The following is a 13,165-nucleotide window of genomic DNA, read 5'->3' as shown; positions in this document are numbered from 1 at the left end:
GGAATTAATAATGAACCTACAAACAAGATTAGAAATATATGAAGGTACTAAAGAGTACCAACAAAAATTAGGTTACTTCCGACAAGGGAAGTTTTGGACTTATCAAGACAGCTTAGGATTTGAGACTATTGGTTATGGTCATCTAGTACTACCCGGTGAAGATTTCAGTAATGGATTAGAACCAATGGATGCTGGATTACTTCTGGCAAAAGACATTGAAAAGGCAAAAGCAGGTGTACGTTCACTGGGGCTAACAGTACCTACTGATTGGGAAGAATTTCTAGTAATAATGGTATTTCAATTAGGGTTAGGCGGAGTACGCAAGTTCCGTAGAATGCTTGAAGCACTTAAAGTACAGAATTACTCTGAAGCAGTACGACAGGCTAAGGATAGTCTTTGGTATCGTCAAACACCTAATCGAGTTAATGATATGATTAGACAACTAATCAACAAATAATAAAAGGGGCAATTAAGCCCCTTTTTTATTTTCTAAGATTGTTAGAATACGTTCAATTTTCAAATCGAGTTGGTGTATCTGCACCTCTAGATTTTTAAGTGACGTTTTCATTTCATCTTGTTCTTCTTGTAATCGTTCAATCGCACTATCATGTAAAGCTAAAGTTTTTTCAACATCAGACATACGGTCAAGTAGATCATTAGTATCTGATGTTCTATCTCTAAAGATTACCCACATAAGACCTAAACCAGCAATTACACAAGTTAATATAGTCCATACGTCCATTATTAATACCCATTATAATTATTATATAGTATTTATATTAATAACCAGTAAAGGATGCTATTGCTATGTTTAATCCATTACTACCCATTGCTTGAGTATAATTCTTTTGTAATTGATTAACATACTGTAATGAAAATGAAGTACTAGAATTCCTTCGAATTAGTATCCCCGAATAACCTACCCTATCACCATCGTCTGATAAGTTACCGGGGCATTGGCTTACGCAAATCCACGGATTAGCAAATGATGTATTGAGAGTAATAGCAGTACCTAAATTATGCGTTGGTGGTACTGTAAAGAAATCGCGTATACGTGGCATTGTACCAGCACTTGCAGCAGACCAGACCAAAGTACCGTTAGCATCATATGTATCAAGATAACCAGATACGATTGGTGTAGTGAAATCTGAAAACATAAAACGCCCAGTACCGGGATCGTACATATTCGCCCCCGGGAAGTTATAACGTCCGTCTACTGTTGGTTGAAACCAGATTAGCCCAGATGTAGGGAAGAAGTTTGCTTGCATAAATCCAAGAGTACTACCATTCCCAAAAGCACTATCGATTGAATAATAACCTCTGTCAGTAATAGTACCCATATTAGTCATTCTACTGGTTACAATTGACTTATTCGAAGAATCAATAGTCAAAAACCCCTTCGAATTATAAAGTTGAAATCCCGACATATTATTCACCGTACTTATATATATCAAAAGTTATAGTTTGTGGGTACGTTCCAGTTGTTGGTAGGTACTGAACCGCAAACGATTCATTTCCTGGAATACAATAAAATATATTGTTTGATGTAATTGTTAATCTCTGTACTGCTAACCAACCATTAACACGCATTCCGGGAAATGCAATATTCCATGATGTTATGTTTGGAGTAACATTAAGAGTACGTGTACCCATGTAACGCATATTATAATCACCAATATCAACGACCATTACACCGTTAGCATCCCAGCACTGTAATCCCTGTGCCATATCATTTCCTTTTAGTTAAGTGGGCATTACTCGCCCACTGTTATTACCACAACCCCATTCTTACACGTAGGACATTATTATTATCCCATATTTGAATGATGTTATTATTAATCGTCATTCGACCAGTACCACCAGTACCGTTAATTTGAATACTGCCAGCTTTATCAATCTGCCATCCTGATGTATTATTAACGAAGTTATTACTTTGTAGATTACCTACTTTAGCATTAGTGATTGCACCATCTACTACATTCAAGGTATTTACCGATCCATTCGCTAATTTTAAGTTTGTTATACTGGCATCCTGAATTAATCCAGTACCGATACTTGCTTGCCGTATGATTGCCGTATTTAGATATACCGAACCATCAACTAAAGAGAATGGAGGTGCTGAACCCGCCGTTACACCATCAGATGGTGTTATGATGAATTTATCAGCAGTGAAATATATTGCACTATTACTAGCTGGACCATCTGAAGCGAGTAGTTTGAAACCAGCTACAGTACCGTTAGCATTAACTGAAAGCGTATATGAACTGTTAACAGTATCAACGTCTGCTTTAGTTTCCATCAATTGGTTAACTGTTGCTACCTGATCATCAACTTCAGATTTTAACTGAATGATAGATTGAGTCTGAGCATTATTATTATCAACAATGGTTTGATTCATTTCGGTGATTTGTGCCGTAATGTTTTCATCAATATTGTTCTGTACAATTGTAATCTGAGTATTGGTATATTCGTTACTCTCATTCACTGCATTATTGAGTGTCTCATTAAGACGATCATCAAGATGTATAATGTCTTCAATCTCTGATGCATCACTTTCTGTAAACTGATACTTTGATGTAATGATTACCTGTTGTTCTGCTGAGTACTGAATGTTGTCCTGACCAAATACGTCAAAGAAACCCATCTTAACTAGATATGTACCATCAGCGATATTTGGTATTGAATCAAACTCTGGTTTATTAGAAACAAATAGAGTACTTACTGTATCTGAAGTTATGTTAATTACTGCCCCGGCATAGTCACGTTCTGTTGATTGTATCCATGTTGCAAACAAGTTACCAAAGCCACCCGTGAATGTGATAGTACCAGTAGGTGCTAAACATTGTTTGTTTTCTACTGTAATACTGACTTCATCAGAGAAAGTACCAGAATTATAACCACGTCCTGAAATCTTGATTGTTGGTTTACGAATCTTTCTTTCATTAATCGCAAGAGTAAAGTTAAAGAAGTTATCTTGTGTATAGAACGATTTAATAAACTCAGTACCATTATAAACATCAACTTGATAGTACTTGAAGTAATCAGTAAAAGTACGACCATTGATTAAAATATCCTTCTGGTTATCCCATGTAATATTAAAATCACTTGAATCCGTGATATATGGCGATGTAGTACTATTCGATAGCTGAACACTTGTAACTGACGGTAGAGCAAAATTGTATGTTGGTATAACCCCATCTAGTGAAGCCTTAGAACTTACTAATCCAAGATTATTGTATGCTGCTACAGCAAAATCATATTCTTCATCTTCTGATAATCCGTATATTTCAAAGTCAGTTTTCTGTGTTGAAGTACTACCGACATAAGACCATGATGAAGCAGTTGATAGCTTATAGTAGATGTTATAACCGCGAATGTAAGGATCTTGTGAAGCAGTCCATGAAACACTAACGGCTGAACCACTTGTTATAGTACCGAAACGTACCACTGATACATTAGATGGCGGTTGAACATTCAGAACTGGGAAATCAATAACCCCACCCGGTGAGAATACCCCATCATCAGTACCATCAAAAATATCATCAGGATATTCAACGGCACTAATGGTTACGTAACCGATGTTTTCTTGATCGGTTGATACGTTCTTAGACAGTACTTTGAACTTACCGCTAATAGCCAATTCTTCATTGGTAACTGTGATGGAGTCCCATACTGACAGATCCCATCCTTCACTAGTTGTGAAACTGATGGTACGTAGGCTGTAACGGCCCTTACGCAATTCTACGTTTACAAGACGTGCTAACGTGTCTTTGTCATATACCCAACTGTAATCCCTGCTGAGAGTGATTATCTGACCATCTGAACGTATTGCTTCATCAGTACTAATGTCTGGTGGCATCCGTAGAACGTCAGTGGTGTACATCGATTCAGTGTTAGTCCATTTAGCATCGATTGTGTTGAAGTAATCGGTGCTTCCTGACGTGCTGAGTTGCACTGAACCGAACATAGTACTTTCATCAAACGACGCTACAGGGAGCGTTTTACGGTCTGTGGTTAGGCATATCTGCCCACCATGCACGAACATGATCCCGCCGAAAGATTGTAGGATACCTTCGATATTCTCTTTGTAAGTACTTTGATAGCTCACCGAACCATTAGCATAATATTCAAGTTGTTCACAGTACGCTGCCGTTTCCTTGAATGATTCAATATTAATCAAAGCAGGATCAATACTCATTCCATAGATATTATTTGTTAGATAATCATAAATTATGGATGGTGGATTACTTGAAGCAAAACGGGTATCAGTGTTTAAATCATAAATCACTTGCCCTTTCATTTCTGCTGTCAATGTGAATCGATCATTTGTCAGTATATTGTTTTCAAGTGAATCTTGTGTCTTAAAAATGACAACACTGATACTAACGATACCTTTACCTAAAAATTGATTAGACCATTTAGGACCAGCATATTGACTAGCCAGGCTTTTAGTAGTGGTATAATCACCACCAAATCGTACCTCAAGCTGTAGATAAGGTGCAAAACGACTTGAAATAGAACTATTAGATACAATACCATCTTCTGTTACTGGATTAACCAGTACTGGTTCATTATCAATGTAAATCTGTTGAATGTGTTTTTCTACACCAGTGTATGAAACTGCTTGTTCACTGAATAGATAATATGAATCACCACCAGGGACGTTATACCAGCTAACAATTGAACCAGTGAGTATATATGATCCACCACTAATACCGTTTTTATGCGGTAGTTGACCACCGTAAAGTACTGGTAATCCGGTTGTAGGGGATGTTGAACGGCTTAGAGTATCTGTTACATCCCCGTACTGTTGAGTACCGATTTGACTCATCATACTTGTTGCTACAAGACTAAGCCCCCCTGCGGCTGCACCCCAACCTACGGCGGCTAATACTGTACCACCTGAAAAGTAGACCGCTGCCGCGACCACAATTGCAGTAACAATCGCCCCGATAAACCCCATTTTTGAAATACTGCCCATTTAGATCTTCCTTGTTCTGTAATATTTTCCTTTTGGTTTATTGATTAGTACAAACGTATCGTGTTCTTCATTAACGCCAAGTACACGCCCACTTACAACAACACCCATGATTAGGGGGTTATCATCATCAAGCCAAATATCACCATCTATTGTTACTGATACTTCATCACAATATTGATGTACTATGTCTTGAGTACTGTTAAAACCAAGTTCATTTAATTGTTTAATACCACTTCTTATAGTTTTATAATTCAAAGTAGTTGACCATTTAGTACCGGCAATCAGATCAATAATACGCATAACGATAATATTACAATCGTTCGTACCTACTTCATGTGGTTTTCCTAATGCTGTTTCGATGATTTTTATAATGTCGTTATGCTTAACTGTCATTCTTCCTATACCGCCATGTTTGAGACTGATTCACCTGTCCTAGTAAGCTAAAGTACTGATCACCACTATAATATGATTGATATACTGAGTTGGCGGCTATTACGGGGGCTTGTCTGTCTAATTTCTTATATACACTATTTACATATACTGTCATTTCGTTAATAGGTGAATTAGGATCGGCTACTGCCTGACAGTAATCAATGAATCCAGAAAACATTAACATTGAGTAGATAACAGTACTGTCAAATGGATTGAGGATTACCAGACGAATGTTCATCTTCGCATCTTTAAGAAATCCACCTAATGCAAGTTGGCGTACTGATGCATTCACATTGCTAATTTTGAAATTAATGGAATCATTACTAATGCCTTTTTCTTCACTAAATGATGGTAATGATTTTTGGATAATGTCTGGAAAGCTTGTGTAAGTGTTACCATTTAGTACTATATCAATTAGGCCATCAGTCCAGAAAAAAGCACTACTTCCATTTGGTAGAACATCAAAACACGTGACATGAACCCCCATAGACATTACATCTGTAATACTTAGCCGTGTTTTTTCTTTACCTTTCATTAAGGCCCAATACCTTAGAAGTACTGGGTTAGTTAAAATGTTATCATCCATTATGTGATGTGCTCCATTGCCTTTAGTTGAAGTACAGATACTGTTTCAACTGGCATCGAATAATCGTTCTCAGTGTCTAGTACTGCTTCAATAACTAAATTATCGTAAAATAATGGTTCAGATGCTTGAACTGAACTATTCAATGCCGGGAAGATAGTGATACTACTAGCTGATTGTTCAACTATTCGATATATCTTTTTATGATTAGTGAATTGTATCCATTCACCCACTGCTAATGTATTAGTACTGACAGGTATGATCATTGAACCTTTGTTAACACTTGTCTGTACTGTTACTGCTCCAGTTTGTGTACCTGTGTAAGTACTTAAATGACCTAATGACATTTGGAATGGTTTGCCTTGAGAGTATTCAGCAATGAACTTAGTTACTTCTGCACGTTCCTTAATGTTAAAAGATAATTGAAATTGTATTTGGTAATATTGAATTCCCGTACTACGAATGATTCGTTGACCAGTCCATGACTGATTTGAATAAATTGGTTCAGTACTTTTTATCTGGAAATTGTTTACCTTGATTTGATTTGAAAATGTAACCATGAAAACCTCTTTCTTATATGGGGTATTTATGAAAAAAAAGGCATGAAGCCCCTTTTGATGTGTTAGCGGTAGCACCCCAACAACTAATGATCTTTATAATAGAGATACTGGGGTGCTACCACTAAGATTAGGAGTTTCGTTTCTGACTGGATCGAACGGCCTGTACAACGCTGTTTTCGTGCTTCTTCAACATCTCATTGAACTTCGCATCATCCCCTGCTACATCGCCCTGGATGATCAGTGGAGCATTGACAATAATGTCACCTGCGGTTGCACCAGTACTATCCTGGCTATCGAGGAACTTAGTAAGCTTCTGGTTGGCTTCTGGCTGTACCACACGTTCCCCAGCTTTCAGTACGAACGACTTATTATCATACCCTGCTGGTAGTTCATCTATACCACCGTGGAACTGTCCAGCAGCTCCCTTGGCAGTACTGATAATGGACATACCCAAACTTAACACTTGAGCATAGGCCGCCAGTGAAGCCGGGAATGGCGTTGCCAGGGCTTGTGCTAATGCTGACTGGATAGAAAGTACTGTCTGTGCAATCGTAATACCGCGACTCAACATAAACGCCGCTTTCGCAGCACCAGACGATTCACCAAACGCGGCAACCATACCGTCAGATAATGACTGTGCCGCACCACTGAACACGCTTAACTGTGCCTGTGCGTTCTGTTGGCTGATCGTGATGGCCTGAGCATTGTACTTAGCGGTAATCTCCGCTTTACGTTTCTCATAGTCTTCATGACCCTGTAGTAACAAATCATTCTGCTGTAACTCAAGATTAAGAGCATCAGTATTATCTTTTAGCTTCTGTTCTGTATTGTCATATGCGAATGGATTATCACCATTGATACGTTGGTTTTGTTGGTCGGCAAGGAATCCAGTTTGTTGACTACTGAGATTACCACTTCCGATTAGTGCGTTAGTGTCTCTGAGTCCCTTATTAGGATCTTGATAACCAATCATACCGTTAACCATTTCAGTACGTTTAGCTGCTGCTGATACTTGTTGTTGAGATAGAAGATTAGTCAATTCACCTTGTGATAGACCTAACTGTTTAGCACTGTTTTTAATAGTCTTTACTAAAGCTTGTTGTTGTCTATCGAATTCAGATAACTGACGTGCATTACTATTAATAGTCATATCACTAATAGCTTTCTGAAGTTCCGTTTCTGCTTTAAGACGTTCGGCGGCGTTCTTCTTAGCTAAATTTTCAGCATCCTTTGCGTTCTTTTCTGCTTTCTTCTTAGCATCTTCAGCGGCTTTATCTTCTTCTGCCGTTAGTGCTTTAACCAACGCTTCACGGCTTTTCTGATACCCTGCCGTTAGCTTTTCAACATCAGCTTTCATTGCCTTTTGATCATTACCATAAGCACGAATAACACTCTTTTCAATTGCTTCTTTAGTTTGTTGGTACTGAGTATCAAGAGCATCAATCTTAGCTTGTGTTTGTTCCTTAGCTGTCTGAAAAGGTTTCATAGCCGCAGTGATAGTACTTTTCTCTATGCCAGCATTATATTGTTTGGCTAAGGTTTCCATATCGCTTTGAAGTTCTTCGGCCTGCTTTAATGCAAACTTGATATTTTCATTGAATACTTTCAGATTTGCTTTCTGATCATCTGCCAATTGCTTTCCATAAATTGAACTGTTAGATAGTAGTTCTTGTTGAAAGCCTTGCTGGTAGTTCTTAACAATCTCAATACCTTCTTTGCCTGTAGCTGTAGCTGCGGCTTCAATTGGCTTACTATTTAAAATACGTGTCATCAGGTTTAGTATTTCAGCTAGATTACCTGCTATTGGTGCGAGTACTGAATAGTTCCATTTCTCCCATGCATTAGATAGTTCATTAGTACTATCACGGTACTTTTCAAACTGACGGCTTTGTTCATCTGTTAACGCTGCCTGCTTACCTAATAGAGTATTATTGTATTCTTGCTCGTTATTATAATCTTTAAGTACTGTTAATCGTTTGGTTGCATCTGAACCCATAGTTTCAAACATATTAACCATCTGAGCTGTACTAAGACCCTGAGCTTTAGCTGCAAAGTAGATCTTTGCATAAACATCTTCACCTTGATCTGCCATCTTTTGTAGCTCAAGGATGTTCAATTTCAATGGCTGAATTACGTCCGTATACATTGATCCGGCATTGTTAGTTAATGCATCGCCTAATCGGTCCTTAATGTCCTTCTGTTGGTCTGCGATGTTTTCCATAGAAAGGCCAACCTTCGCATACATCTGTGCCATCTGTTGAATTTGGGTGATCCCCATCTGTGATAATGATGCTGCCTGAAACACTTCAAACGAGCGTTCAGCAGCATTCGCTACAGCAGCGAACGTAGCAGCCATTGACGCACCGGCAACCGCCACAACCCCAGCAACACCCGTTAACGCTAACCCAGCTTTTCCGAACGTACTAGATAGACGGCCTGCTAAGTCCCCAGCAGCCCCACCCGCATCACGACTGAAATCATCGAGTGTATCCGATGCCTCATTAAGAGCACGGTTAAGACCAGATGCATCACCATCAATATCAAATCTAATTCCATTATTTCTTGCCATTATTATTTTTCCCTAATGCCATTTTTTTCATTTGTTCGCCAAGTGCTTTAATGTCATTGGCTTGTTTCTCTTCCTTATCTTTCTTACGTTTTTCTTGTTTTTCATTAAAAGACAAATTATTTGCATTGAGAATATCCAAGAAATCGAAATCATCTACACGCAATGACTTCCGTAATGAATCAGTAATGTTTGGGTTATTAAGTGTCATGGTATAACACTGGTGAGCATGAAATAACATATCTATTCTTGTACCAGATGGTTCAATATATGCGTCATATATCATTAAGTACTCAAACAATTCAGGCTCAAGTTCATCAAATTCTGCGGGAGTAAGCCCCCGTTTATTAATCATTTTGAGATAATATTGTAAATGGGGATCACTTCTTACTTTTTTTCAATTTCATCAGTTTTATCAACTTCCAATAGTGCAATGATAGCTTCATAGATTTTCACCTGGAATGTACAATCAATACTATCGACATTAATACGCCCTTCTTCATCTTTGTCACTGAATACGGGATCACTATTTTCATCTTTAACACATAGAATTAGTGTGGATGGAATGTCAGTACATTGAGGCATATCGCGACCAGATGGACGATGAATATATAGTTCAGTACCTTCAATGTCGAACTTGTGTAGTTTTGGTTGTAGTTTTTTCTTTAACTCATTAAGATTCATTTTGTTTCTCCAATAAAAAAAGGGAAGATATTACCCTTCCCTTTATTTAGTATATTATGGTGTTACTGGTAAAATACCGCTAACGACTGCACCGCCATCTACAGCCAGGTTGAATGCCTTAGTAACTACAGCATCTTTATCACCTGCAATAGTGGTTGAAGATACGAAGCAGTTATAGACTACATAGAATCCAGTAGTATGTGTTGCATCTTCATAATAGCTAAGACGTACCTGACAACGTTTCTGAGCATCAGCTAGTGTTTCTAGCTCTTGATGAACTTCATCATCTGGTAGGTAGTTTACAGTTAGTTCAATATCGGGAATTGATTTAGTACCAAGTAATTTACGATTATAAGCACTGTTAAAAGTGACAACATCAATTACAGTACTTTCAAAGCCTGAAGTAGTGAATGCACCAACTTCCGGTACTTCTTTAAAATCCGTTGCTAAAGTAGTGCCAGCACTGCCAACCTCTACTTTTAGATTAGCACCTGAAAAAATATCCATTATTATTTCCTTATATAAGATTAGGTAAATTCCTTTTACCCATTATTTACTTTATTTATCATGCCTCCGATTTTACAGGCCACTCTTCACCATAAACAGTTGCTTTTACAGCTTTACTATAAGCCACCCAAATTGTGAGGCGTTCTTTATCTTCATCACTAATCATATCAAGAAGTAACTCAACACGTAAATCCGAAGTAATACGCACAGCTTCATCTAGCAAGAATATTTTTATTGATTCAAAGTCACGTTTCAAATCTTCTTCGGTTGGAATATAAGGAGGATCTTCAATCCAGATTTCTTTATCTGGATCATATGTTACATTCCCACCACTGAAATCATCTGATACCAGTACTGGTATGGTTTCACCACCCCATAATTCTTTATTCGTCCCGTATGATCTATAGTCACCGGTATATACATATATTAGTTTCATATTATTGTTTCACTCTCCAAATTTGTATGCGAAATTGTGTTAGACCAGAAATATTCCCTGCTTGTCCAGAACCGTCACCAGTTAGACCAGAAGATGTTCCGATAAAACTTCCGGCTTGCACTACTATTCCAGTACCTTCAATGTAACTTGCCATAACACCAAATGACTGATTGCTACTACTATTGTATATCCAGCCAGTTTTAAACCACATGCCATATACATATACTTCTGCTTCAACAATAACAGGAACACTCGCTCCATATGGATTACCAAGTACTACACGCTGCCCTGGGCTAATTGTTCCTGGTATTACTGTATGGTTAATTACTGCATCAATTTCACCTTTGCTGTATACGGAAAGATTAGTACGAGCACCTGCCGCAGTAACAGAACCAGTACCGCCACGATCAACACGAAGAGGTTTAGCTGCACCATCTGGAGCTACAATACAACCCCAATCACCGGCATTATTCACGAAAAGAATAGATGCACCATCTGGTGATGTTACTGTAGTAGTTTGTGCAGTACTACTAAATCTAGTTACACCAAGATTAGCACGAGCATCAGCAACAGACATTGCACCAGTACCGCCAGCAGTAATTGGTAGACCTATGTTATTTCCAAGTGAATTTTGGAAAAGGATTTGTCCATCACTTATGAAACCAATTCGACTTGCATTAGCTCCCGGCCCTTTGACAACTGTGTAACCATTAGTTTGCTCAAGATTATCTACCTGCAAATTCACTTTCGCATTAGAGACAGTAGTTGCACCTGTTCCACCAGAACTGATCGAAATAGGTACTGTTACCCCCGCATTTGTCTGAATGGCAAAGCCTCCACCATCTGCAAGAACTAATTGAGTACCGTTAGTATTAGTTGTACTTTGCAAACGAACGAATGTCGTACTTTGTGTAAAACGGTCAATCCCTAAATTAGATTTAGCAGTACTTACACTTTCTAAATCTCCAAGATTACTACTTATTTTCAACTGAGCATCATTAGTTACATTGCCAAGTCCTACATCACCTTTAGTAACTGTTACGTTATCTGACAATGCATGACCATTTATAGTAGTTACTTGAGCAACGAATTTATTATCAGACTCTGCTTTAGTGTATGCATCAATAGAAGGTGTAGCGTTATCGATATAATCTTTAAGTGAACCGTTGAATTCAGGGCTTGTAATATCACCAGGAAGTACTAAATCATCACCAGTCAATGTTAATGTATCAATAGTTACATCACCAGACAATGGTTGTCCATTTACTGTGGTTGTTTGTTTAACGAAAGTACTATCAGATTCTGCTTTAGTGTATGCATCAAATGTAATTGTTACATCACCTGATAGTGGTTGTCCATTTACTGTGGTTGTTTTAGGAACATAGTCCGACTCTACTGTTGTTAGTCTTGAATTAACATTAGATAATGAATCATTAGTACTTGTTTGGAATTCATCAAGATTAGTTTTTATTGAGTCAATTTCAGTACTCTGATCATTAATGTCACTCTGTATCTGATTATTGAGCTGGTCAACTTCTCCAGAGGAATAAACACCTAAATTATTACGTGCTGTTGCCTTGTTTGGTAGATCAGAAAGATTATTACTAATTGCTAGTGAACCTGTATCAGTACTATTCAGTGTAATGTTATCAGATAAAGCTTTACCGTTAACAGTTCGTGTTAGAGGTACATACTGATTAGCTATTTGTGTTGCAGTAAGTATACGTGTCCATGCTGTGTTTTGATTCTTAGCGAAAATAGACAATGAACCACTTTTCGTTAGTGCGATAGATGAAAATGTACCTTCATCAACCAGGGCAACACCCATCATATCAGTACCAGTAGGATTACTTTGCTGTGAAGCAGGGATCTTAATGAATGAGTTTCCAGTGGGTTCATCTGGTTCATATTGGGGTACAAATTGCCCATTGGAACCAACCCCATAGTCACCTTCATATAGTGGTGCTAAAGCATCGATGATCCCAGCCCTTGCTACCAAATCAGTAGTTTGGAATGTATAAGTTTTTTGAACTGCTGAATCCTTACCACCGCTAACACTAGCACCTGAGATCTGTCCGTTGACTATTGCATATGTAGTTGCTTCAGATGTTTCGCTGTACTTTAGAACTATTTGGAATTCCTGCCCTGTATCTGCCGCACTATCAAGAAACTGATGAGTACTGTCAGTTGGAATGTAATTAACTACAATTGCCAATGGTGCTATTTGTTGTTCAGCTAAAAGCTTAGTTGAATGATCATTATTATAAACTTCATATTCATTAACCTTAGAACTAACTTCAAGAGTTGGTAATGCAGCAAGTTCATTAATTTTTGTACTAAATGTAGACTGAGGGAATACATTCTCCAAGTCCGTAGTATAGGATAACGTAAAAACGTTACCAGAAAATATATCCAT

The 13,165-nt window shown here is 37.9% G+C and carries 14 protein-coding genes; 1 reads left to right on the top strand and 13 read right to left on the bottom strand.

Annotated elements, in window-relative coordinates; translation table 11 throughout:
- Positions 1-10: 10 nt before the first annotated feature.
- Positions 11-457 carry a glycoside hydrolase family protein gene (locus EDF81_RS00440; RefSeq protein ID WP_123345252.1) on the top strand — a complete coding sequence of 149 codons (447 nt, stop codon included), beginning with the start codon at positions 11-13 and terminating at the stop codon, positions 455-457.
- Positions 458-469: 12 nt separating this feature from the next.
- Here the strand turns inward: EDF81_RS00440 and EDF81_RS00435 are convergent, their stop codons facing one another.
- The 13 genes from EDF81_RS00435 to EDF81_RS23840 all read right to left on the bottom strand — a co-directional run bounded on the left by EDF81_RS00435 (position 470) and on the right by EDF81_RS23840 (position 13,165).
- A complete protein-coding gene (locus tag EDF81_RS00435) occupies positions 470-742 on the bottom strand; it encodes a hypothetical protein (RefSeq protein WP_123345250.1) in 273 nt (90 codons plus the stop codon).
- Positions 743-779: 37 nt separating this feature from the next.
- Entirely contained in the window at positions 780-1,340 is a 561-nt protein-coding gene (locus EDF81_RS00430) for a hypothetical protein (RefSeq protein ID WP_260232625.1), read from the bottom strand.
- An 88-nt stretch (positions 1,341-1,428) separates the two neighbouring features.
- Complete coding sequence (locus EDF81_RS23845; RefSeq protein WP_148049889.1) at positions 1,429-1,728, bottom strand: hypothetical protein; 300 nt, start codon at positions 1,726-1,728, stop codon at positions 1,429-1,431.
- Between the two features lie 43 nt (positions 1,729-1,771).
- Positions 1,772-4,981 (bottom strand): fibronectin type III domain-containing protein, encoded by a 3,210-nt coding sequence (locus tag EDF81_RS00425; RefSeq protein WP_123345247.1) that lies wholly within the window; start codon positions 4,979-4,981, stop codon positions 1,772-1,774.
- The gene (locus EDF81_RS00420; protein ID WP_123345245.1) at positions 4,982-5,374 is read right to left on the bottom strand and encodes a DUF6950 family protein; all 393 of its coding nucleotides are present in this window, start codon (positions 5,372-5,374) and stop codon (positions 4,982-4,984) included.
- On the bottom strand, positions 5,364-5,999 hold the full coding sequence (locus EDF81_RS00415; RefSeq protein WP_123345243.1) for a DUF2163 domain-containing protein: 636 nt from the start codon (positions 5,997-5,999) through the stop codon (positions 5,364-5,366). The genes EDF81_RS00420 and EDF81_RS00415 overlap by 11 nt, the downstream gene beginning before the upstream one ends.
- Positions 5,999-6,556 (bottom strand): hypothetical protein, encoded by a 558-nt coding sequence (locus EDF81_RS00410; RefSeq protein WP_123345242.1) that lies wholly within the window; start codon positions 6,554-6,556, stop codon positions 5,999-6,001. Before EDF81_RS00410 ends, EDF81_RS00415 begins: the two co-directional genes overlap by 1 nt.
- Positions 6,557-6,683: 127 nt before the next feature.
- A complete protein-coding gene (locus EDF81_RS23995; protein ID WP_184999436.1) occupies positions 6,684-9,125 on the bottom strand; it encodes a hypothetical protein in 2,442 nt (813 codons plus the stop codon).
- Complete coding sequence (locus EDF81_RS00400; RefSeq protein ID WP_260232624.1) at positions 9,112-9,477, bottom strand: hypothetical protein; 366 nt, start codon at positions 9,475-9,477, stop codon at positions 9,112-9,114. The genes EDF81_RS23995 and EDF81_RS00400 overlap by 14 nt, the downstream gene beginning before the upstream one ends.
- Before the next feature lie 32 nt (positions 9,478-9,509).
- A complete protein-coding gene (locus EDF81_RS00395; RefSeq protein ID WP_123345240.1) occupies positions 9,510-9,806 on the bottom strand; it encodes a hypothetical protein in 297 nt (98 codons plus the stop codon).
- Between the two features lie 54 nt (positions 9,807-9,860).
- Positions 9,861-10,313: a hypothetical protein gene (locus tag EDF81_RS00390; protein ID WP_123345238.1), complete on the bottom strand. Its 453-nt coding sequence runs from the start codon at positions 10,311-10,313 to the stop codon at positions 9,861-9,863.
- Positions 10,314-10,371: 58 nt separating this feature from the next.
- Positions 10,372-10,749, bottom strand: coding sequence for a tail fiber assembly protein (locus tag EDF81_RS00385; protein ID WP_123345236.1), 378 nt, complete (start codon positions 10,747-10,749; stop codon positions 10,372-10,374).
- A 1-nt stretch (position 10,750) separates the two neighbouring features.
- Positions 10,751-13,165: a hypothetical protein gene (locus EDF81_RS23840; RefSeq protein WP_148049888.1), complete on the bottom strand. Its 2,415-nt coding sequence runs from the start codon at positions 13,163-13,165 to the stop codon at positions 10,751-10,753.

Origin of the sequence: Enterobacter sp. BIGb0383 (assembly GCF_003751845.1) — a bacterium.
In the GTDB taxonomy this organism is placed as follows: domain Bacteria; phylum Pseudomonadota; class Gammaproteobacteria; order Enterobacterales; family Enterobacteriaceae; genus BIGb0383.
Note: the sequence above shows the minus strand (reverse complement) of the source record. Positions and strands in the feature narration are given on the sequence as shown.

What these genes read in the sequence shown, in the direction of transcription:
- EDF81_RS00440 (WP_123345252.1), top strand. Translation starts at nt 11, where the DNA reads ATGAACCTACAAACAAGATTAGAAATATATGAAGGTACTAAAGAGTAC.
- EDF81_RS00435 (WP_123345250.1), bottom strand. Translation starts at nt 742, where the DNA reads ATGGACGTATGGACTATATTAACTTGTGTAATTGCTGGTTTAGGTCTT.
- EDF81_RS00430 (WP_260232625.1), bottom strand. Translation starts at nt 1,340, where the DNA reads ATGGGTACTATTACTGACAGAGGTTATTATTCAATCGATAGTGCTTTT.
- EDF81_RS23845 (WP_148049889.1), bottom strand. Translation starts at nt 1,728, where the DNA reads ATGGCACAGGGATTACAGTGCTGGGATGCTAACGGTGTAATGGTCGTT.
- EDF81_RS00425 (WP_123345247.1), bottom strand. Translation starts at nt 4,981, where the DNA reads ATGGGCAGTATTTCAAAAATGGGGTTTATCGGGGCGATTGTTACTGCA.
- EDF81_RS00420 (WP_123345245.1), bottom strand. Translation starts at nt 5,374, where the DNA reads ATGACAGTTAAGCATAACGACATTATAAAAATCATCGAAACAGCATTA.
- EDF81_RS00415 (WP_123345243.1), bottom strand. Translation starts at nt 5,999, where the DNA reads ATGGATGATAACATTTTAACTAACCCAGTACTTCTAAGGTATTGGGCC.
- EDF81_RS00410 (WP_123345242.1), bottom strand. Translation starts at nt 6,556, where the DNA reads ATGGTTACATTTTCAAATCAAATCAAGGTAAACAATTTCCAGATAAAA.
- EDF81_RS23995 (WP_184999436.1), bottom strand. Translation starts at nt 9,125, where the DNA reads ATGGCAAGAAATAATGGAATTAGATTTGATATTGATGGTGATGCATCT.
- EDF81_RS00400 (WP_260232624.1), bottom strand. Translation starts at nt 9,477, where the DNA reads ATGATTAATAAACGGGGGCTTACTCCCGCAGAATTTGATGAACTTGAG.
- EDF81_RS00395 (WP_123345240.1), bottom strand. Translation starts at nt 9,806, where the DNA reads ATGAATCTTAATGAGTTAAAGAAAAAACTACAACCAAAACTACACAAG.
- EDF81_RS00390 (WP_123345238.1), bottom strand. Translation starts at nt 10,313, where the DNA reads ATGGATATTTTTTCAGGTGCTAATCTAAAAGTAGAGGTTGGCAGTGCT.
- EDF81_RS00385 (WP_123345236.1), bottom strand. Translation starts at nt 10,749, where the DNA reads ATGAAACTAATATATGTATATACCGGTGACTATAGATCATACGGGACG.
- EDF81_RS23840 (WP_148049888.1), bottom strand. Translation starts at nt 13,165, where the DNA reads ATGGATATATTTTCTGGTAACGTTTTTACGTTATCCTATACTACGGAC.